The organism is Bradyrhizobium sp. Ses1 (assembly GCF_059512365.1).
The window spans coordinates 435524-455342 of sequence record NZ_JCAMOQ010000002.1; the positions used below are offsets into that span (position 1 = coordinate 435524).

The window sequence follows — 19819 nt, forward strand, 5'->3', positions numbered from 1 at the left end:
TAAATCGGAACTTCGGGTTTCGTCGAAGCGCCCGATGTTGCGAACCTCCTGTCGATGGATTTCGTCGATCTCCTGGTTCGGGAAAACCTGGCCGCCGGTCGCCTGATTGACGTGCGAGGGCCGCCGCCCCTTGGCGGCGCTGCACGATGGTCGCAGTTCAGGCCTGGACCTGTACGGCTCACCGGAAGAAAGGGAACGGCAGGTCCATATGCGCGTTCACGCTCTCGTCATGCCGCACTACTTCTTTCATATTTCGAATGGTCATCCATTCAAAGACACATCAGGCGAAGAGCTGCCGGACGACAATGCCGCTTGGCAAGAAGCGCTGAGGACCGTGCGGGATATCGAGGTGAATTTGGATCTCGATGGCGCGAACGTCTGGTCCGTTGAAGTCAAGCGCGAAGACAGGTCGATCTTTCAGATCCATGTATCCGCGCGCAGGACTGATCTTGATCCAAGTTAAAGATCGGGGTGTTGATGCAGATAGGTTGGGTCGAACCCAGCGAGCTGCTCCAATTTCTTCCGCTCTAGGAGATGGAAATTGGCCCGGTTGACAGTGAGAAGCCCCTCTTTCCGCAGATCCTGAAGCACCCGGTTGACATGCACGGTCGAGATGCCGAGGCAATCGGCCAGCTCTACCTGCGTAATCGGAAGCTCAAATCCTCCGTCTCGGGTCCGGCCTACAGCCTCGAGGCGCCGGAAAAGCTCAATAAAGAAGTGCGCCATTCTGGCAGTCGCCGATCTGCGCCCGACGTTGACGATCCATTCCCGGAAGATCGCCGCGTCGATCAATGTTTCCCGCCAAAGCGCCGATACCACGTTCGGGCGCTCTCGGTTCAATTGCCTCAAAGCATCATGCGGAATGAAGCCGAGCTCACAAGGCGTGAGCGTTACGAGATCATGGTCCATGACCTTGAGGTGGAGGCTCTGGAGATCGGGAATCTCACCGGGAACATGCAATGACAGGATCTGCCGTAGCCCGTCGAAAGTCATTTTCGAGCGAAACGTAAAACCTTCAGCGAGCAGGCAGCATTCTGCCGGGCGCTCGCCATCGGCGACGATGATCTGACGAGCATCAAGCTCACGGAAACGAATCGGCAATCTCTGAATCGCCTGGATGTCCTCCCCATCCAACACGTTGGAGGCTGTCAACTTCGTGAGGAGCGCGGTCGCTAGTGGTGCCATCATCAATCTGTCCAGCGAAAAGGACGTCAAACCGGGTGCACGCCAAACCTATCTCTGGGCGGTGCCTGAGCGCAGCTGCCACGGCAGCGGTCCCGGCCGATCCCCGACTAACGCTGGTTATGAAAGCGAGTCTTTAACTTATCATCGTTCTTTCAATCGCGAGCTCCGGGGAACTGCATCAATCTTAACATGAGTTGAAATCCGAAGGTTCCGAATGGGGCCGGGAAGGATTTGGCCGGTCCAAAGATGCCATGGGATTGAGCAACTCGCCCGACTATTCGATCTACTTCGGAAAAAGTATGTCGCGAACATAGCGCGAGGTCGGCGTCAAGCGGGCGGCTCCCGGCTTGAGCCACGCCACTCGATCGATTTCCTTCTTGTCGCCGATCGTCAGCTTGCCTTTCGCGTTCTTGGCAATAAAGATTGCGTCGCTCATCCTCCGGCCAGACCGCTTGTTCTTGGCCTTCAGTTCTTTCCAGAGCCGCAATCTGCCGACTTTGAGACCCGGAAGCTCCTCCTTGATCTCCCGGCGCAGGCATCCTCTTTCGGTTTCGCGCGGCCGCTTACGCCCACCGGGAAACATCCACAAACCATCGGACCGACGCCTGACCAGGAGAACGCGGCCGCGCCTGGTCGCAACAAGTTTGGATGACTTCGCCATTCCCAGCTATCCCGCTCCTGCTGCGAACCGTCAATCAATTCTAGCGGGAACGCTGCCCTGGAGGGAACAAGCAAAGACGAGAGCGCGAGACTTTGCGAGCGACGGCATCGACAGCCTCGACAATCGGGCACGAAAGGCCCCAGCTCAGGAGCTGGGGCCCAACACGGCGCTCTCGTGTGCCTAGCCTTGGGTAAGACCAGACCGAGCAACCTGGCCTGCTCCGCTAAGCCACGCATTATCATTTGTTGCGTGATGAAACATTGATCCCGCGATCGAGCCGCATTCCACAGCTTTTGCTGAAGAAAAAAGCCCCCGCGGCGCGGCGGAGGCTCTTCAGAGCTTGGAGTGGAGGTGGCTCTAAATCCCTATTGAGGCGGCTGGAGTCCCGGGACGAAGCCCACTCATCGATGTAGGCCGCGTGTCGGCCCGGCGGGCTCTTTTCAGCAGCTCGTCCCGCTTCTGGCGGGCATCTGGGCTGCCTGTTTCATGACCTCGTCTGCGGTACGTTAGCGCTCCGAGCGTCGTCTTGCCGCCGCGCAGCCTGGATAAGCTGCTCGGCGATATATTTCCGGCTGGTGTGGTCGCCGCCATTCGGCAGTTCGGCGCAAGTAATCTGTTTTGCGCGATTGCGCCTGCGCTCGACCTGCCTATAGCGAAACCATTCGCCGAGGCGGCAAGGTACATTCAACTATGTAAATACCCCTTAGGCGCGAAGATGTGCCACCTGGGCTGATCAGCGAAGGGCGCGGCGCGTCCGATGTCGTTGGTCTCGATGGAAAATAGGAACTTTGATCTTCATCACGAGTCGCTTTGCAACGGACTCGTTGTTCACCTTCGGGCATCACAGGTTATCCAGTCAGCCACGAGCCGGTGCGGAACGCGGTAGTCATATGCAAACCGGATTTTCATTTTCGAAATTAGTCGACCGCCTTGCGAGCATTGTCGAACTGTCACCCGATGATCTCGACTTGCTCGCGAGAATGCCGAGCAGCATTAGCCATCTTGGACCCCGCCATCATCTGGTCCACAGGGACTGTCAGCCCGACCACTGCCATCTGCTTCTGCAAGGCTATCTTTGCTGGCGGGATCTCGAGAGCCCCGATGGCCAGATCACGTCGATCTACGTGCCCGGTGACGTACCTGACCTTCACACCATCTATGATGGCCGGGTCGATCGCGAGCTGCTCACGCTTGGCCCGGCCGTTGTCGCATCCGTGTCTCACAGGTATTTTCGAGAGATATCTGCGCTATCATCGTCGCTGTCGCGGGCGCTGCTACGTCTGCTGCTCACTGATGCTTCTTGTTTGCGGAACTGGATCGTCAATCTGGGCAGCCGTGACGCACTGACGCGGGTCGCGCACCTGCTTTGCGAGATCACAATCCGCCTCCGCGCGGTCGGTCTGGCAAAAGACTTCCGAATTCCTTCGCCCTTCACGCAATCGGATCTGGCCACAGCCTGCGGCATTTCCGCCGTTCATGCCAACCGGACCGTTCAAGAATTGCGCCGAAGCAATCTCCTGCAATGGCATTCCAAGACGATCACGGTCACTGACTGGAACGGCCTCGTTCGTCTTGCCAGCTTCGATCCGGATTATCTACGGCTACGCGACTACGACAGCATCGAGCAGCAGTCGGCACCGACCGTTGCCATGGACCGCTTCGGGGCCGACACGTTAATGACCTAAGCTCGGGGATTGGCCAAGTACGGCCGGTTTCGTTCCTTCGCGCTTGCCAGATCGGCGAGCGCGAGTCCGACCTCTTCGATGACGCCGGACCATTCTCCGGGAGCCGACTGGTGAAACAACCGCAGGCTCGGATACCAGAACGTCTTTTTGCCGAAGGCAGGCCATCGCCAGTCGCAATCGCGGTGCAGCAGCACCCAGGCGTCGCAGCCAAGCGCCCCCGCGAGGTGAGCAATCATGGTGTCGACGCAGACGACCAGGTCCAATTGCTCGATCGTTCGGCCAAGCATGCCGATATCCGGTGTACCGATGTCCACTGCACCGATGCCCGCGGCCTGCGCGGCCGCCGGACCTTGCTGCAGCGAATAGAGGTTCACGCCGTTCCCATTGAGACGCTGTAGCAAGGTGGCCGGGATCGCACGCCGCTTGTCCCACTCGCCAACTTCCCAGACCAAGCCAACCGCCAGTCGGTCGCCGGTCCGGGATATCGCTCGGCTATCACGGCCATCCGACGTCAGATAGGGCCTCCGCATCGCGATCGAGTCATATTCAGCCCTGATGGCATGGGGCACTTCCATGATCTCGATGTCGACGTCGAACTCGGCATCGGGTGTTCCATCATTGAGCGGCATGGCGCGGTCGACGCCGTCCATGCGCTCCAACAGTGCCAGCAGCTCGGGCTGGCACCAGAGCGTCACTTCACGCGCAATGGCGCGAAGCGCCGGCATGAAGCGAACGAACTGGATGGTATCGCCGAGACCGTGGTAGCAGCGAACCAGCACCCGCTTGCCGCACAGCGGCTCGCCGCGCCAGATCCGTTGCAGATGGCGCGGCCCCGTATGCTTCTCGGGCCAGATCTGGCAGAAGCGCGCCAGGTCGCGATCGTTGATCGCCCAGGCACGTTTGAAATCGGCCGCCCGCATCGCCTCGATCCAGCTGCCTTGCGCCACGTCCGCGGGCAATGAACCGGCCGGATCAATTGACGCTGCGGATGCAGAACTCATCCGGCGGAGGAGCGCCGCACGAATTTATGAAACCGGCTCGGCTTGCCGTCGCTGGTCTCGTCCTGGTACAGGAACGCCAGTTCGGACTCGTCGAACTTGCGGAAGAACTCGTCCCAGCTGATCTCGTCGAGCCCCTCATCCTTAGGGGCGAAATCGATGCGCAAGATGCCGGCGTGCCCGTCCTCTTCGGTCGCCTTGACCGTCGCCGGATGGCCACCTCGCTCTTCCGCCCAGTCCCGGATCACCTCGTGATCTGTGGTCGTATGCGCTTTTCCTTCCGCCGTCCTGGTATGGCTTGCAGTCATTGGCAGCTCCTCATTTGTCGAACCTGGCGGACAGCGCCAGCTTCCGCATCAGGCTCTTCGCCATGAACTCTCCGATCGCGGATTGGTTCTTCCGAGTACGCGACTGCGGCTCATCGCGGACGATGTCTCAGGATCATCATCTTCTTCATCTTCATCCAGGATACGCTTCGTTCCTGCGCGATCCTAATCTGGGTTAAGCTTTCTCGATTTTGTTTGACCGAAACCGTGCTCGTGTCGCACCGACAGCTTTGCGGCGGGAACGAACATACCTTATCACACGTTCGCCGACCTGCTTACGTCCGCACCACGTAGCGGCTTGCTCCCCGGAGGATCGCGATCCATGCATTCACGTCTTCAAGACAGGCGGCGCGTTCGCGTCGGTCTCGTGGGAGTTGGAAATTGCGCAAGTTCCTTCGTCCAGGGTCTGAACTACTATCGGCATGCCAAGTCGAACGAGCCGGTCCCCGGACTGATGAACGCAGATGTCGGCGGCTATCACGTCAGCGATATCGAGATTTCTTCAGCCTTCGATGTCAACGCTAACAAAGTCGGACGCGATGTGTCAGACGCCATCTTGGCAATGCCAAACAACACGCACCACTTTTCGGATGTTGCAAGAACCGGCGTTATCGTGCAGCGCGGTCCCGTGCTCGACGGCGTCGGCCGCTACCTGGAAGATGATATTCCGATCGCCGACACGCCTGTGGCCGATGTCGCCGACGTTCTCGCGAGATCGCGCACGGATGTTCTGGTCTCCTATCTACCGGTCGGCTCGCAAGCGGCGAGCGAGTGGTACGCGGAGCGCGCTATCAATGCCGGCTGCGGTTTCGTCAACTGCATTCCCGTCTTCATCGCCTCCGACAGCATCTGGCAGCGCCGCTTCGAGGAAGCGGGTCTGCCGATCATTGGTGACGACATCAAGAGCCAGGTCGGCGCCACGATCCTACATCGCGTGCTGGCCAACCTGTTCCGGGAACGCGGCGTGCGGCTGGATCGCACCTATCAGCTTAACGTCGGCGGCAATACTGATTTCAAGAACATGCTCGAGCGGGAACGCCTGACCTCGAAGAAGATCTCGAAGACACAGGCGGTCACCAGCCAGTTCGAGGTGCCAATGGATGCCGACAATGTGCATGTGGGGCCAAGCGATCATGTTCCCTGGCTCACGGATCGCAAGCTCGCTTTTATCCGCCTGGAAGGCACGACTTTTGGCGGAGTTCCGTTGACCGCCGAGGTCAAGCTTGAAGTCTGGGACTCGCCCAACTCCGCTGGAGTTGTGATCGACGCCGTCCGCTGCGTCAAACTCGCAATGGACCGCGGCCTCTCGGGAGCACTGACCGGTCCGTCGAGCTATTTCATGAAATCTCCCCCCTGCCAGTTCACCGACGAGGAAGCACGCCGCAAGACGCGTACTTTCATCGATGACAAGGCGTGAGCCAATGGTGCAGACCATTCACCTTGTTCGCCACGGTCATCATGCGCTGCTCGGGCAAATGCTTTGTGGCCGGATGGCCGGCGTTGAGCTCGATGACTTCGGCTGTCGGCAGATGGCGTGCTGCGCCGAGCTGATCCGGCACGCCCCTTCCGCGGTTCAGGCGAGCCCGCAGCCGCGCGCGCGACAATCAGCGGCCATTCTAGCCTGGCGTTTCCGCCTGCCGGTCGAGATCGTACCGGCGGTCGACGAGATCGACTGTGGCGACTGGACCGGTCGGCCATTCGCGGCGCTCAAAAACGATCCGGCCTGGGCGCGGTGGAATGAGGAACGAGGCGCAAGCTGTCCGCCAAACGGCGAAAGCATGCATATCCTGCAGCAGCGGGTCGTCGAGCATGTGGAACAGCTCGGTCGCGACCGGACCGAGGGCACGGTCGTCATCGTCAGCCACGCCGAACCGATCCGAGCCGCACTGCTGCATTATTCGGGAACTCCGCTCGACAACTTTCTCTCGATCGAGGTCGATCCTGCCAGCGTCAGCACTCTGGTCGTCGACAAGGCGGGGATCCGCATCGCGCAAATCAATCAACGGGTGCCGGCGTGAAGATCGTGATTTTCGGTCTGACGATCTCATCGTCCTGGGGCAATGGCCATGCCACGCTGTGGCGTGGCCTTTGCAAGCATCTTGTGCGATCCGGCCACACGATCGTGTTCTTCGAGCGCGATGTCCCTTATTATGCCGGCGCAAGAGACATGTTCGAGTTGCCGGGCGGGCGCCTGGAGCTGTTCTCGGCGTGGGACGATATCCGCGCCAAGGCGCGTGACCATATCCTTTGCGCCGATGCGGCGATCGTCACCTCCTATTGCCCCGATGCCATCTCGGCGACCGAGCTGATCCTGGATCAGAGCCACGCCATTTCGGTGTTCTATGATCTCGATACGCCCGTCACGCTCTCCAAGCTGCAGGCCGGAGAGGCGGTACCTTATATCGGTCGGGGTGATCTCGGTAGATTTGACCTTGTCCTGAGCTTCACGGGCGGCCCCCGTGTATTGGAGGAGTTCCGCCACAAGCTAGGCGCGCGCAATGTACAACCGCTCTATGGGCACGTCGACGCCGACGTGCATCGGCCAGTGCCGCCGCAACCGCATTATCGCGCCGCGCTCTCCTATCTCGGGACCTATTCGGAAGATCGCCAGCTCGCGCTAGAAACCCTGTTCGTCGAACCGGCGCGCGCAAGGCAGGACCTTCGATTCCTGATTGGCGGCGCGCAATATCCGGACAGTTTTCCGTGGTCCCCCAACATCTATTTCGTTCGGCACCTACCGCCGTCCGAGCACGCGCCGTTCTTTGCCTCGTCTCGGCTGACGCTCAACATCACGCGCCGCGCAATGGCTGAAATGGGCTGGTGTCCGTCAGGCCGCTTGTTCGAAGCGGCGGCGTGTGGCGTACCTCTGCTCAGCGATAGCTGGGACGGTTTCGAGGCATTCTTCGCTCCAGGCGAGGAAATCCTGATAGCGCATGATGAACGCGACACTCTTGCCGCGCTCGAGGCGGACGACGCGGAACTCCTGCGCATCGCCAAGCGCGCACGCGAGCGGGCGTTGGACCAGCATAGCTCCGGGAAACGCGCCAGCGAACTCATTGCGCTACTGGAGCAAACGGGGCGCCGAGGCGCACGCCAAACGGAAGCCGAGGAGATCTGAGATGTGGGGCATCGTTCCGGCCGCCGGCCGCGGCAGTCGCATTCAGCCACTGGCGTTTTCGAAGGAGTTGCTGCCGGTCGGGAGCCGGCGCGACAACGGCGCCGACCGCCCCTGCGCCGTCTCCGAATATCTCATCGAGCGCCTGATCCTCGGCGGGGCCGACAAGATCTGCTTCGTCATCTCCCCCGGCAAATCCGACATCCTTGAATATTTCGGCGACCATTACGACACCGCTCAGCTCGCCTATGTCGTGCAGCCGGAAGCTTCGGGACTTTGCGACGCGGTGTTCAGGGCGAGCACCGTCATCGGACATCATGACAGTGTCATGGTCGGGCTGCCCGACACCGTGTGGTTTCCGAAAGGGGCGCTGAAGACGCTGCCGGATGTCGATCTGTCCTTCCTGCTGTTCCCCGTCGAATGTCCCGAATTCTTCGACGCGGTGGTGCTCGACGGCGACAACGTACGGCAGATTCAGGTCAAGCAAGCCGACGCGACTTCGAACTGGATCTGGGGTGCATTCAAGATGTCCGCTACCGGATTTCGCGATCTTCGGCTGCTCTGGAAGCAGCGGAGCTGCCGCGACGAATATTTTGGGACACTGGTGAACGCCTACCTCGATGCCGGCGGGCACGGCATCGGCGTTAAATCGGGAGAGTCCTACGTCGATGTCGGCACTGTGAACGGCTACCGCGCCGCGATGGCATTGCTGGCAAACGGCGACGGGGGCGACGGCCGATCGAAACTATCGGCCGGTTCACCGAACGATGCCGTTCGATCATACGTAAACGCGAACAGTGAAGGGGTCTTATGACCAGCGACACGCTCTCTCAAGAGGAAATCCGGCGCCGCGTCGACGCGCTTGGCCCGTGGTTTCACAACCTTGACCTAAGGGGCATCAGCACGGCTCCGGCGCATTTCCTCGGCGATTACCCTGCTGTGAAATGGCGACGGTTCTCCCGCATCATACCGGAAAACCTCGAAGGAAAGACCGTACTCGATATCGGCTGTAACGCCGGCTTCTATGCCATGGAAATGAAGCGACGCGGCGCCGATCGCGTGCTCGGGCTCGATACCGACGAGGAATATCTGGCGCAAGCCCGGTTTGCCGCGGAAGTGAATGGGCTCAAGATCGAGTTTCGCCAACTATCTGCCTATGACGTCGGCCTGCTCCGGGAGAGATTCGACCTCGTGATTTTCATGGGCGTGCTCTATCACCTTCGCCATCCGCTGCTCGCGCTGGATCTGATCCATGAGCATGTCGCTAAGGATCTTATGCTGTTCCAATCGATGCTGCGCGGCGACAATCGCATCGATCCCGTCGACAAGAACTACGATTTCTGGACAGCGGACCAGTTCGATCGTTCGGGGTATCCGAAATTGCACTTCATCGAGAACAACTACGCTGATGATCCAACCAATTGGTGGGTGCCGAACCGCGCTTGTGTCGAGGCGATGCTGCGCAGCGCCGGGTTCGTCATTGTAGCCCATCCCGAAGATGAGGTCTATTTCTGCCGGAGGGCGACACGGCCCCAGGACGAGGGTCCAGTCTATCCATCGCAGGGCGCAATCCGATGATTGAAGCGGCGAAGATCTGGAACGAGCCGAATAACAAGTCGCATTGGGATATCCTGATCGATCCAGACTGGGTGAAGTTCGCCGAGCTCGCTGTCGCTGCGGGTAAGGCGATCCGCGCCGTTCATCCGGTACTGCCGCGGGTGCTCGGCGGCATTTCGCCGATAGACCCCTCCTTTATGCGCAACATGCAGACGCGCGGCGTACTTGAGCATTTCGAGGCGGTCGCCGTACACGGCTTTCCGCTTGACTGGAACCTGTGGCAGATCGACGAATGGCCGAATAAGCTTGCGGAAATCAAGGCAATCGTCTCGCTGCCAGTGTGGGTGACGGAAGTCGGCGTCTCCACGTTTGGAGCCGAGGAGGTGCAAGCCTGGGGGCTCAAGCGCACCGCGGAACTACTGATCGGCCGCGCGCCGCGAATCCACTGGTACAGCCTCTACGATCTGCCCTCCACCTGGGAGGCGACCACGCGGCACAAGGAAGCCGAAGGCTCTTCTTATTACCGGCATTTCCACATGGGGCTGCTGCGCGAGGACGGCACGCCGAAGGCAGGACTGGAGCTGTTCGCCGACTATTCGCATGCGATGGGACTATGCCAATGGTTTCACTTCGACGATCATCGCCTCCATGACGCGGTGCGCTGGATGCGCCGGCTCGGCGTCAGGCATCTGCGGACCGGCCTGTCCTGGGCTGACAGCTTTCGGCCCAACGCGACTGACTGGTTCGATCGCCAGATGGACGCGCTAGCAGAGTTTGACGTCACCCTTACCTTCTGCTTCACGCCGGAACACCGCGGCATCGCCCCGCACCATACGAGCCCGCCACTTGACCCAAACGAATTTGCCGACTTCTGCGCTGGAATGGTCGAGCGCTATGCGGCCAAGACGGGGCTCAAGACAGGGCTCATGGCTTCTCCGGCACTCATCGAAGCAAGAGAGCAGACATGCGTGCCCTGATCCTCGTGATGGACTCCGTCGGGATCGGTGCCGCTCCGGATGCGAGCCTTTACGGAGACGAAGGAGCCGATACGGTCGGCCATATCGCACACGCCTGTGCACTTGGTCACGCCGATAACGACCGACGCGAAGGCCCCCTTCGCATACCCAACCTCGTCGACCTCGGGCTCGGGGAGGCCTGCCGCCTTGCGACCGGCCGTGTGCCGCCTGGGCTCGATGGCATCGACGCCTCTCCTCGGCAGTTTGGCTGCGCCAGCGAACTGTCCAAGGGCAAGGACACGCCCTCCGGCCACTGGGAGATCGCCGGCGTACCGGTGCCGTTCGACTGGGGATATTTCCCAAGGACCATCCCCTGCTTTCCTTCAGATCTCGTCGAACGTCTGTGCGAGGAAGCGGCCCTGCCCGGCATCATTGGAAACCGACACGCCTCCGGGACCGAGATCATCGATTCGTTCGGCGTGCAGCACATGCAGACCGGCGAAGCGATCTGCTACACTTCCGGCGACAGCGTCTTCCAGATCGCAGCCCATGAAGGATGCTTTGGACTCCAGCGGCTCTACGAGGTGTGCGCGATTGCGCGTCGGCTGCTCGATCCCCTGAACATCGGCCGCGTGATCGCGCGCCCCTTTGTCGGCGCGTCGAAAGGCGACTTCAGGCGAACGCCGCATCGGCGGGATTTCTCGGTTCCCCCACCCGAACCGACCCTTCTCGATGCCTGTGTAGCAGATGGCCGTGATATCGTCTCGATCGGCAAGATCGACGACATCTTTGCCCACCGCGGCACCGGCCGGAATAAACGCGGCGACAACAACGACGCGCTGTTCTCTTGCACGTTGGACAGCTTGAACAGCCTTGCGGACGGCGGGCTTCTGTTTGCCAATTTTGTCGATTTCGACACCGTCTACGGGCACCGACGCGATGTCGCCGGCTACGCGGCGGCGCTCGAGGCATTCGATGCCCGGCTGCCCGAGCTGACGGCGCGGCTGAAGAGCGACGACCTGCTCGTGATCACCGCGGACCATGGCTGCGATCCAACCTGGAGCGGCACCGATCACACGCGTGAGCAGGTGCCTATCCTGCTCCGCAGCAGCACCCAAAGATCACCGATCGGCAAGCGCGTCGCCTTTTCCGATATCGGCGCAACGGTCGCGGCGCATCTCGGGCTAGCTCCGCTTCGGCATGGCCTTCCGTTTTGAGCAATCCGCCCACGATTTTCACTCATGTTATTGATCGAAGTTAGAGAAAACATTGTTTGTACATTTTTGAGGAACGAACATTCGTTGCACCGCTTCTGACTCCAAATGTGACTGGCGCGTCGGTCGATCGGCCATCGGAGCGCGCACCCACTTTCATCCCTGGCTGGTCGCAAGACCCAGTCTGACATTTGGCAAGGAAGCGAAGGCGAATGACACGAGTATTGATTACCGGTGGCGCTGGCTTCATCGGCTCCCACGCGGCGGACGCGCTGCTTGTCGCTGGTTACGAAGTCAGGCTGTTCGACAACCTCTCGCCCCAGATTCATGGTGCGCAACGCGAGCGTCCCTCCTATCTCGATCGGGAGGCTGAACTTGTCATCGGAGACATCACCGACGCGCTTGCCGTCGAACGTGCCTTGCGCGGCGCCGATATAGTCCTGCACCTGGCCTCGGCAGTCGGTGTTGGCCAGAGCATGTATGACATCGACTCCTATGTGCGGACCAACGAACTCGGCACCGCGACCTTGCTGCAAGCCTTGACGAGACGTCCGGTCGAACGTCTCGTCGTCGCCTCCTCCATGAGCATCTATGGCGAAGGCCTTTACCGCGCCGTACATCATCATGCCGAGCTGGCGCCGGATGAACGGCCGATTGACCAGCTCCGAAACGGTGAATGGGAATTACGCGACGCCGCAGGCCACATCCTCGATCCCGTGCCGACGCCCGAAACCAAGCCGCCCTCCTTGAGCTCGATCTATGCGCTGAACAAATATGCGCAGGAACGCATGTGCCTTATTACAGGCAATGCCTATGGCATCCCGACCATCGCTCTGCGCTTCTTCAATGTGTTCGGCCCGCGCCAGGCGTTGTCGAATCCCTATACAGGCGTGCTGGCGATCTTTGCCGCACGCCTGCTCAATGGCCGCCGTCCGCTGGTGTTCGAGGATGGTTTGCAACGGCGCGATTTTGTTCATGTGAAGGATGTCGCCCGCGCCTGCCGGGTCGCGATCGAGACCGATCGGATGAATGACGTGTTCAACGTCGGCTCGGGCCAAAGCCGCACGATCGTCTCGGTCGCGCGCGATCTCGCCCGGGTCATGGAACGCTCGGACATTGCGCCAGAGATCACCGGCAAATATCGCGCCGGCGATATCCGGCACTGCTTTGCAGATATAGCCAAGAGCCGCGCTCTGCTCGGCTTTGAGCCAAGCGTCAGATTTGAAGACGGCCTTGCGGAGTTGGCTGATTATCTGGTGGACCAGATTGCCGATGACCAAGCCGAGCAAGCCGCGGCGGAACTGTCGCGACGAGGATTGGTCGCATGACGAACAGAGACAACAGGCCTGTGCTGATCACCGGCGGGTGCGGCTTTATCGGCTGCAATCTCGTCGACCGGCTCGCCGACCGCGGTAATAGTGTCCTCATCCTGGACAATCTCGCCCGCGCCGGCGTCCGCGAGAATGCGCAGTGGCTCAAGTCCAGACACGGCGACCGGGTCAACATCGTTGTCGCCGATGTCCGCGATCCTATTCCTGTCATCGATGCCGTGAGGGAAGCTCGTGCCGTGCTTCACCTTGCGGCACAGGTCGCCGTCACCGACAGCGTGGCGGATCCGGTCGGAGATTTCGAGATCAACGCCCGCGGCACCATCAATGTGCTCGAGGCCGTGCGCCTTCACAACAAATCCGCGCCGATGCTCTTTGCGTCGACGAACAAGGTGTATGGCCGGCTGATCGACGACACACAGATCATGCGAACCGGCGCCCGCTATGCGCCCGTCAGCAAAACGCTCTCGGACGGAATATCCGAAAACGCTCCGCTCGACTTTTATAGCCCCTATGGTTGCTCCAAGGGAACGGCCGATCAATATGTCCGCGACTATGCCCGCGTGTTCGGCCTGCAGGCTGTCGTCATACGCATGAGCTGCATCTACGGACCGCGACAGTTCGGGACCGAGGACCAGGGCTGGATCGCGCATTTCCTCCTGAGCGCCATCCGCGGCACCCCGCTGACAATCTATGGCGATGGCCTTCAGGTCCGCGACGCGCTGCACGTCTCGGATGCCGCCGATGCGTGGCTGACTGCGCTGGACCGGATCGCACTGGTGCGCGGCCGCGTGTTTAATCTGGGGGGAGGCCCGTGCAACTCGGTGAGCCTGCTTGAGCTGATCGATCGCATCACGCAACTGACCGGTCGCAAGACGAAATACACATTTGCGGATTGGCGACCTGGCGACCAGCCCTGGTACGTCACCGATACGCGAGCACTCTCCACCGCGCTTGGCTGGATGCCGAAGATCTCCCTACAGCAAGGGCTGTACACCCTGCACGCATGGCTTGACAGCCGTTTTGGACAATCGATGCCGAACAGGGAGGCCTCAGCATGAGGCGTGTCGCCCTCATCAATCCAAACTGGAATTTCGACGGCAGCATCTATTTCGGTTGCCGCTCTCCGCACCTGCCCCTGGAACTCGGGATATCCGAGCACTATCTGCGCGAAGCCGGGCATCCGACGCTATTGCTCGATGCGCACATGTTCAGCCTTTCGCTCACGGGAATCGAGGCGGAACTCCACGCGTTCAAGCCGGATATAGTCGTGGTCACCACGGCGCCAACGTATCTGTTCTGGCGCTGCGCGCCGCCCGAACTGCGCGTTCCGCAGGAGCTTACACTTTCACTGCGGGGACTTGCACCGAAGTTGGTCGCCGTCGGGCCGCACGGGTCGACCACGCCGAGGGCGGCGCTGAAGAAGCTTGGCGTCGACGTCGTCGTGATGGGCGAGTGCGAGCACTCGCTTCTGCGGCTCGCCAATGGTGAGCGCGATTTCGCTGGGCTGTGCTTCACTGACGGCACTTCAATTCGCATCAACGGCGGACCTCAGGCGGTCAACTTCAAGGACCAGCCGTCGCTGCGCTGGCCGACCGAAATGATCCGACGGCATCATCATCACCATCATCGCTTCGAGGCGGAGCCGACCGGCCCCGGCGCCGAGATAGAGGCATCGCGCGGCTGTCCGTATAACTGCACGTTCTGCGCCAAGGAAAATTTCCGCAACGCCTATCGCAAGCGCCCTGCCGCCGTCGTTCTGGAAGAGATCGACCGCTTGCGAAGCCAGGGCATCGAGTATCTCTATTTCATCGACGAGATCTTCCTGCCGAATGCCGAATTACTGCAGGGCCTGACTAGCCGCGGGCTCAAATTCGGCGTGCAAACACGGATCGATCTGTGGCGTCCCGAAATGCTGGAGCTGCTCGGCCGTGCCGGCTGCGTATCGATCGAGGCGGGCGTCGAGAGCCTGACGCCGGAAGGACGGGCAGCGCTGGCAAAGAACTGCAAGATGACCACCGACCAGCTTGCCGATCAGCTGGTCGAAGCGCGCCGGCATGTGCCGTTCGTGCAAGCCAACCTGATCGAGATGCCGGAGGATGAGGATCCCGTCGTCCAGCGCTGGCGCCGCCGGATGCAGGATGCCGGCGTGTGGGCCAACGATCCGGTGCCGCTCTATCCATATCCCGGTTCGCCGGATTACCGGAAGCTTTGGGGCGAGCCTGATGATTTCGCCTGGGAGCGTGCCCACCAGCACTACCTCGCGATGTTCGACCAATTCAGCGACGTCCAGGAGGAACGTCCCGTTCCACTCGCCGCGCTCGAGCTGCAGGTTGCATCATGAGCCGATCCGCGAATCTCAGGATTCTGATGACGTCGGATACCGTCGGCGGCGTGTGGACCTATGCTTCCGCGCTTGCGACAGCGCTCGCCGCTTCCGGCGCCGAGGTTCATCTTGTGACGATGGGGCCGCGCGCGAGAGTGGACCAGCGCGCAATGCTGAAGGATGATCGCGTGCACCTGATCGAGACCGACCTTGCACTCGAATGGCAGGATCCGGAAGACAGCGATCGACCGGTCGCCCAGCGCGCCTTTGCCGAGCTGGAGGAAGAGGTCCGGCCTGACGTCGTTCATCTCAACAGCTTCCGTGAGGCGGCGTTTGAGTGGCATGCGCCGGTGCTCGTGGTGGCGCACTCCTGCGTCAAGTCATGGGGTCTCGCCTGTCACGATACCGCATGGCTCGATAGGCCGGCCTGGCGACGTTACACGGCCGCTATCGTCGCGGGCCTGAGCCGGGCGCAAGCGTGGGTCAGCCCGAGCTGTGCGTTCTACGACGTCATTTCCGATCTGTACCACCCCAGCGCGCCCGGCTTGGTGATTCGGAACGGCATCGCACCTGCTTCTCCACCACACAAGAAGGAAGACTACATCCTTGCGGCGGGCCGGCTATGGGATCGCGCCAAGAACATCGCAACACTGACCGACGCAGCGAAAGGCGTCCGTTGGCCGCTACACATCGCGGGCCCCGCCGATGATGCCGCCTCAGCCAGCGTTTCTTGGCTAGGCCATCTTTCCCACGACGAGTTGCGCGCCCGCATGCAACGTGCGGCGATCTTCGCAAGTCCGGCGCTCTACGAGCCGTTCGGCCTTTCGGTCCTGGAAGCTGCCTCCGCAGGATGTGCACTGATCCTATCCGACATTCCGACATTCCGCGAGCTATGGAGCGGCGCTGCCGTATTCGTTGATCCGACGAGCAGAAAAGGCCTACGTCGCGCCCTCGATGCGTTATGCGCGGACGACGACAAGAGAGCACAATTGCAACGCGACGCCTGGGCGCGCTCGCGGCGCTACCCCCTGGCGAGGACGGCGAGCGCCTATCTGCAACTGTACACGAATCTGGTGGCCACCGCGCGGCGGCCCGTTTCAAGGCATGAGCTGGAGATGCACGCATGAAATGCATCCTCTTCTGTCATGCGTTCACATCCTGCTGGAACAATGGCAATGCCCATTTCCTCCGCGGCATCGCCCGCGAGCTCGGCGCGCTCGGTCACGAGGTCGTAGTCTATGAACCTGCTGACGGCTGGAGCCGGACGAATGCGATCCGTGACAGTGGTTCGAATACCCTTCGCGAGGTAGCGGATCTTTTTCCCAGCGTCGATATCCGCCAATATGACGCCTCACTCGACCTCGACGAGGCGCTGGATGGCGCTGGGCTTGTGATCGTCCATGAATGGAATCCGCCGGAGCTGATCGAAGCGATCGGCCGCCGCCGCGCGCTCGGCGCACCCTACGCGCTTCTGTTCCATGACACCCATCATCGCGCCGTCACCGCCCCCGACGAGCTTGCGCGGTTCGACCTCAATGGATTCGACGGCGTACTCGCCTTCGGCGAAGCACTTCGTCAGATCTATCTGCGGCTCGGATGGGCCGAGCGTGCATTCACCTGGCACGAAGCGGCTGATACAAAGCTCTATCGCCCGCTGCCGCATATCACGCGAACCCATGACGTGGTCTGGATCGGCAATTGGGGCGATGGCGAGCGCGCTGCCGAACTCAACGAGTTTCTGGTTCGGCCAGTATTGGAGTTGAGCGCCCAGACACGCATCTACGGCGTCCGCTATTCGGAAGCCGCGCACCGCGCGATTGAGCAAGCCGGCATCGAATACCGCGGCTGGCTTCCGGCGCATCGCGCGGCTGCGGCCTTTGCTACCGCGCGTTGCACTGTGCATGTGCCGCGTGGCCCCTATGCACGATCGCTGCCAGGCATTCCAACGATACGGATGTTCGAGGCCATGGCCTGCGGCATTCCCATCGTCTCGGCCCCTTGGGACGATATTGAGAATATGTTCCCGCAGAACGCCTATCTGCGAGCCGAGAACGGAACGCAGATGACCCGCGTGCTGGCGACGCTTCTGAACGACCAGGCGTTCGCGGCTGAAACCGCCGAAATCGGTCTCCGAGTGATCCAAAGCCGTCACACCTGCGGCCATCGCGCTATGCAGCTTCTCAACATCGTCGATGAGATTCAAGGCGCGCGTCCGTCATCGCAGCCCGCCGAACACGAGGGAGCCATCGCATGAAGATCTGCTTCTTCGGTTCGAGCCTCGTCTCGTCCTACTGGAACGGCGCCGCGACCTACTACCGCGGCATGCTGAAGGAAATCGCAGCGCTCGGGCATGACATCACCTTCTTCGAGCCCGATGCATTCGAGCGACAGGCTCATCGCGATATCGACGATCCATCGTGGGCCAAGGTAGTCGTCTATCCGGCGACGCTGGAGGGATGGCAGCGCTCCCTGGAGGTCGCCGCTCGTTCCGCGGACCTGCTGATCAAGGCGAGTGGCGTCGGCGTGTTTGACGTCGAATTGGAAAAGGCGATTGTTGAAATTCCATCAAGCGCGATCCGCATCTACTGGGATGTCGACGCGCCAGCCACGCTGGATGCGATGTCGAGCCATCCACGCCATCATCTGCGCAAAGCGATCCCGCGTTATGACATCGTACTCACCTACGGCGGCGGGGATTGCGTCGCGGCAGCTTATCGCGCGATGGGCGCCCGGGACTGCGTTCCTATCTACAATGCGCTGGATCCGGCGACGCATTTTCCGGCGCCGGCCGACACCAAATTCGAATGCGATCTCGGTCTGCTTGCCAACCGCCTGCCCGACCGCGAGCAGCGCATCGATCAATTTTTCCTCGATGTCGCGACCCGGACGCCCGGCAAGACCTTTACTCTGGGGGGATCCGGCTGGGAGAGCAAGGAGGCACCGTCCAATGTTCGCAAGGTCGGGCACGTCGGCACCAGCGATCACAACGCGTTCTTCGGCTCTGCTCTTGCGACGCTGAACGTCAACCGCAACAGCATGGCCCGTTACGGGTTCTCGCCGCCGACCCGTGTGTTCGAAGCGATCGGCGCTGGCGCGTGCCTGATCACCGACGACTGGGAAGGCATCGACCATTTCCTCGAACCGAATCGTGAAGTGCTGGTGGCAGCCAACGGAGCCGAGGTGGCAGAGCACCTGAATTCACTGAGCCCGGAGCGCGCACATGCGATCGCGGAGCGCGCAAGGGCACGCATTCTCAGCCTTCACACCTACCGCCACCGAGCGCGCCAATTCGATGACCTTTTCGCGGGAATGGACAAGAGAATCGAGGCAGCAGAATGAATCTCAACATTGTGGTCATCGGGCTCTCGGTCACGTCTTCCTGGGGCAACGGTCATGCCACCACCTACCGTGCCTTAATCGACGCCATCGCGAAGCGCGGCCACCGCGTCACGTTCCTCGAGCGGGACGCTCCATGGTACCGCGATCATCGAGACCTTGCAAAGCCGTCGACATGGACCGTCAAGCTCTACCAGTCGCTGCCGGAGCTTGCCCGACGGTTCGGCAAGCTGATCCGCGATGCCAATCTGGTGATCATCGGCTCCTACGTGCCGGACGGAATCGCGATCTCCGAATGGGTGACGACGCATGCGCGGGGAATAACGGCCTTTTACGACATCGATACGCCGGTCACGCTCGCTGGACTCGATCGAGGACTAGGCTACATCTCCGGCGCCATGATCCCGCGCTTTGATCTCTATTTGTCCTTTAGCGGTGGACCGGTGCCGAAAATGATCGAGGATGACTTTGGCAGTCCGCTCGCCCGCGTCCTCTATTGCAGCGCCGATACGAGCCTCTACCGCCCGCGGGAGGCGCAAATCAAGTGGTCGCTGGGTTACCTTGGCACCTATAGCGAAGACCGGCAGCCGCTGCTGGAGCGACTGCTGCTTGCGCCTGCCGGAATACTGCCGGATCAACGATTCGCAGTCGCGGGATCGCAATATCCAGAGCATCTCGCCTGGCGCGAAAATGTCGAACGGATCGAGCATCTCGCGCCGACCCTGCACGCACAATTCTATTCGGAGCAGCGCTTCGCCTTGAACGCCACCCGCGCCGACATGCGCACGCTCGGCTTTTCACCGAGCGTGCGGCTGTTCGAAGCCGCCGCCTGCGGAACGCCGGTTATCTCCGATCGATGGCCCGGGATCGAAACGATTTTCATGCCATCGATGGAGATCCTCCTGGTCTCCGAAACGCGCGAGGTGGTCCAGATCCTTCGCGAGATGCCTGAGGAACGCCGGCGGACGATCGCCGAAAACGCGCGCAGGCGCATCCTGGCCGATCACACGCCCGAACATCGCGCCCGGCAGTTGGATGCCCATTATCTCGAGGCAACTGCGCGGCGCTGCCGCAAATCCACCCGGCCGTCGATCAGCCCGCAGATGCAGGTCACCGAGATATGAGAGAGGAG

General features: G+C 61.1%; 20 protein-coding genes. 16 read left to right on the top strand and 4 right to left on the bottom strand.

Features of this window, described 5'->3' with window-relative positions:
- Nucleotides 1–130 precede the first annotated feature (130 nt).
- The gene (locus AC5ZG5_RS04845; protein WP_456641233.1) at nucleotides 131–463 is read left to right on the top strand and encodes a DUF6894 family protein; all 333 of its coding nucleotides are present in this window, start codon (nucleotides 131–133) and stop codon (nucleotides 461–463) included.
- Here AC5ZG5_RS04845 and AC5ZG5_RS04850 read toward each other — a convergent pair.
- Together AC5ZG5_RS04850 and AC5ZG5_RS04855 are read right to left on the bottom strand one after the other, a co-directional pair.
- The gene (locus tag AC5ZG5_RS04850) at nucleotides 460–1188 is read right to left on the bottom strand and encodes a Crp/Fnr family transcriptional regulator (RefSeq protein WP_456641234.1); all 729 of its coding nucleotides are present in this window, start codon (nucleotides 1186–1188) and stop codon (nucleotides 460–462) included. The two genes, AC5ZG5_RS04845 and AC5ZG5_RS04850, sit on opposite strands and share 4 nt — an antisense overlap.
- A 280-nt stretch (nucleotides 1189–1468) precedes the next feature.
- A complete protein-coding gene (locus AC5ZG5_RS04855) occupies nucleotides 1469–1846 on the bottom strand; it encodes an NUDIX hydrolase (protein ID WP_130222670.1) in 378 nt (125 codons plus the stop codon).
- A 788-nt stretch (nucleotides 1847–2634) separates the two neighbouring features.
- Between AC5ZG5_RS04855 and AC5ZG5_RS04860 the strand changes: the two genes are divergently transcribed.
- Nucleotides 2635–3531 (top strand): Crp/Fnr family transcriptional regulator, encoded by an 897-nt coding sequence (locus tag AC5ZG5_RS04860; protein ID WP_456641235.1) that lies wholly within the window; start codon nucleotides 2635–2637, stop codon nucleotides 3529–3531.
- Here the strand turns inward: AC5ZG5_RS04860 and AC5ZG5_RS04865 are convergent.
- Nucleotides 3528–4451, bottom strand: a complete 924-nt coding sequence (locus AC5ZG5_RS04865; protein WP_456641236.1) for a hypothetical protein — start codon at nucleotides 4449–4451, stop codon at nucleotides 3528–3530. The genes AC5ZG5_RS04860 and AC5ZG5_RS04865 overlap by 4 nt on opposite strands.
- Before the next feature lie 77 nt (nucleotides 4452–4528).
- Nucleotides 4529–4837 (bottom strand): hypothetical protein, encoded by a 309-nt coding sequence (locus AC5ZG5_RS04870; protein WP_130222668.1) that lies wholly within the window; start codon nucleotides 4835–4837, stop codon nucleotides 4529–4531.
- 340 nt (nucleotides 4838–5177) lie between these two features.
- Here AC5ZG5_RS04870 and AC5ZG5_RS04875 point away from each other — a divergent pair, with 340 nt between their 5' ends.
- The 14 genes from AC5ZG5_RS04875 to AC5ZG5_RS04940 all read left to right on the top strand — a co-directional run bounded on the left by AC5ZG5_RS04875 (nucleotide 5178) and on the right by AC5ZG5_RS04940 (nucleotide 19811).
- Entirely contained in the window at nucleotides 5178–6272 is a 1095-nt protein-coding gene (locus AC5ZG5_RS04875; RefSeq protein ID WP_456641237.1) for an inositol-3-phosphate synthase, read from the top strand.
- A gap of 4 nt (nucleotides 6273–6276) precedes the next feature.
- On the top strand, nucleotides 6277–6873 hold the full coding sequence (locus tag AC5ZG5_RS04880; RefSeq protein WP_456641238.1) for a histidine phosphatase family protein: 597 nt from the start codon (nucleotides 6277–6279) through the stop codon (nucleotides 6871–6873).
- Nucleotides 6870–7973, top strand: coding sequence for a CgeB family protein (locus tag AC5ZG5_RS04885; protein ID WP_456641239.1), 1104 nt, complete (start codon nucleotides 6870–6872; stop codon nucleotides 7971–7973). The genes AC5ZG5_RS04880 and AC5ZG5_RS04885 overlap by 4 nt, the downstream gene beginning before the upstream one ends.
- 1 nt (nucleotide 7974) lies before the next feature.
- Complete coding sequence (locus tag AC5ZG5_RS04890) at nucleotides 7975–8784, top strand: nucleotidyltransferase family protein (protein WP_456641240.1); 810 nt, start codon at nucleotides 7975–7977, stop codon at nucleotides 8782–8784.
- Nucleotides 8781–9548: a TIGR04290 family methyltransferase gene (locus AC5ZG5_RS04895; protein ID WP_208819416.1), complete on the top strand. Its 768-nt coding sequence runs from the start codon at nucleotides 8781–8783 to the stop codon at nucleotides 9546–9548. Before AC5ZG5_RS04890 ends, AC5ZG5_RS04895 begins: the two co-directional genes overlap by 4 nt.
- Entirely contained in the window at nucleotides 9545–10504 is a 960-nt protein-coding gene (locus AC5ZG5_RS04900; RefSeq protein WP_456641241.1) for a glycoside hydrolase 5 family protein, read from the top strand. The genes AC5ZG5_RS04895 and AC5ZG5_RS04900 overlap by 4 nt, the downstream gene beginning before the upstream one ends.
- Nucleotides 10492–11700 (top strand): phosphopentomutase, encoded by a 1209-nt coding sequence (locus AC5ZG5_RS04905; RefSeq protein WP_456641242.1) that lies wholly within the window; start codon nucleotides 10492–10494, stop codon nucleotides 11698–11700. Before AC5ZG5_RS04900 ends, AC5ZG5_RS04905 begins: the two co-directional genes overlap by 13 nt.
- 209 nt (nucleotides 11701–11909) lie before the next feature.
- Nucleotides 11910–13025, top strand: coding sequence for an NAD-dependent epimerase/dehydratase family protein (locus AC5ZG5_RS04910; RefSeq protein ID WP_456641243.1), 1116 nt, complete (start codon nucleotides 11910–11912; stop codon nucleotides 13023–13025).
- Nucleotides 13022–14086, top strand: a complete 1065-nt coding sequence (locus tag AC5ZG5_RS04915) for an NAD-dependent epimerase/dehydratase family protein (protein ID WP_456641244.1) — start codon at nucleotides 13022–13024, stop codon at nucleotides 14084–14086. The genes AC5ZG5_RS04910 and AC5ZG5_RS04915 overlap by 4 nt, the downstream gene beginning before the upstream one ends.
- Nucleotides 14083–15369 (top strand): TIGR04295 family B12-binding domain-containing radical SAM protein, encoded by a 1287-nt coding sequence (locus AC5ZG5_RS04920; RefSeq protein WP_456641245.1) that lies wholly within the window; start codon nucleotides 14083–14085, stop codon nucleotides 15367–15369. Before AC5ZG5_RS04915 ends, AC5ZG5_RS04920 begins: the two co-directional genes overlap by 4 nt.
- A 26-nt stretch (nucleotides 15370–15395) precedes the next feature.
- A complete protein-coding gene (locus tag AC5ZG5_RS04925) occupies nucleotides 15396–16478 on the top strand; it encodes a glycosyltransferase family 4 protein (protein WP_456641324.1) in 1083 nt (360 codons plus the stop codon).
- Nucleotides 16475–17605, top strand: a complete 1131-nt coding sequence (locus AC5ZG5_RS04930; RefSeq protein ID WP_456641246.1) for a CgeB family protein — start codon at nucleotides 16475–16477, stop codon at nucleotides 17603–17605. Before AC5ZG5_RS04925 ends, AC5ZG5_RS04930 begins: the two co-directional genes overlap by 4 nt.
- On the top strand, nucleotides 17602–18690 hold the full coding sequence (locus tag AC5ZG5_RS04935; RefSeq protein ID WP_456641247.1) for a CgeB family protein: 1089 nt from the start codon (nucleotides 17602–17604) through the stop codon (nucleotides 18688–18690). Before AC5ZG5_RS04930 ends, AC5ZG5_RS04935 begins: the two co-directional genes overlap by 4 nt.
- Nucleotides 18687–19811, top strand: a complete 1125-nt coding sequence (locus tag AC5ZG5_RS04940) for a CgeB family protein (protein ID WP_456641248.1) — start codon at nucleotides 18687–18689, stop codon at nucleotides 19809–19811. The genes AC5ZG5_RS04935 and AC5ZG5_RS04940 overlap by 4 nt, the downstream gene beginning before the upstream one ends.
- The last annotated feature ends 8 nt before the right edge of the window (nucleotides 19812–19819 follow it).

Coding starts and splice junctions, on each gene's coding strand:
- AC5ZG5_RS04850 (WP_456641234.1), bottom strand. CDS start 1,188: ATGATGGCACCACTAGCGACCGCGCTCCTCACGAAGTTGACAGCCTCC.
- AC5ZG5_RS04855 (WP_130222670.1), bottom strand. CDS start 1,846: ATGGCGAAGTCATCCAAACTTGTTGCGACCAGGCGCGGCCGCGTTCTC.
- AC5ZG5_RS04865 (WP_456641236.1), bottom strand. CDS start 4,451: ATGCGGGCGGCCGATTTCAAACGTGCCTGGGCGATCAACGATCGCGAC.
- AC5ZG5_RS04870 (WP_130222668.1), bottom strand. CDS start 4,837: ATGACTGCAAGCCATACCAGGACGGCGGAAGGAAAAGCGCATACGACC.
- AC5ZG5_RS04875 (WP_456641237.1), top strand. CDS start 5,178: ATGCATTCACGTCTTCAAGACAGGCGGCGCGTTCGCGTCGGTCTCGTG.
- AC5ZG5_RS04880 (WP_456641238.1), top strand. CDS start 6,277: ATGGTGCAGACCATTCACCTTGTTCGCCACGGTCATCATGCGCTGCTC.
- AC5ZG5_RS04890 (WP_456641240.1), top strand. CDS start 7,975: ATGTGGGGCATCGTTCCGGCCGCCGGCCGCGGCAGTCGCATTCAGCCA.
- AC5ZG5_RS04895 (WP_208819416.1), top strand. CDS start 8,781: ATGACCAGCGACACGCTCTCTCAAGAGGAAATCCGGCGCCGCGTCGAC.
- AC5ZG5_RS04900 (WP_456641241.1), top strand. CDS start 9,545: ATGATTGAAGCGGCGAAGATCTGGAACGAGCCGAATAACAAGTCGCAT.
- AC5ZG5_RS04905 (WP_456641242.1), top strand. CDS start 10,492: ATGCGTGCCCTGATCCTCGTGATGGACTCCGTCGGGATCGGTGCCGCT.
- AC5ZG5_RS04910 (WP_456641243.1), top strand. CDS start 11,910: ATGACACGAGTATTGATTACCGGTGGCGCTGGCTTCATCGGCTCCCAC.
- AC5ZG5_RS04915 (WP_456641244.1), top strand. CDS start 13,022: ATGACGAACAGAGACAACAGGCCTGTGCTGATCACCGGCGGGTGCGGC.
- AC5ZG5_RS04920 (WP_456641245.1), top strand. CDS start 14,083: ATGAGGCGTGTCGCCCTCATCAATCCAAACTGGAATTTCGACGGCAGC.
- AC5ZG5_RS04925 (WP_456641324.1), top strand. CDS start 15,396: ATGACGTCGGATACCGTCGGCGGCGTGTGGACCTATGCTTCCGCGCTT.
- AC5ZG5_RS04930 (WP_456641246.1), top strand. CDS start 16,475: ATGAAATGCATCCTCTTCTGTCATGCGTTCACATCCTGCTGGAACAAT.
- AC5ZG5_RS04935 (WP_456641247.1), top strand. CDS start 17,602: ATGAAGATCTGCTTCTTCGGTTCGAGCCTCGTCTCGTCCTACTGGAAC.
- AC5ZG5_RS04940 (WP_456641248.1), top strand. CDS start 18,687: ATGAATCTCAACATTGTGGTCATCGGGCTCTCGGTCACGTCTTCCTGG.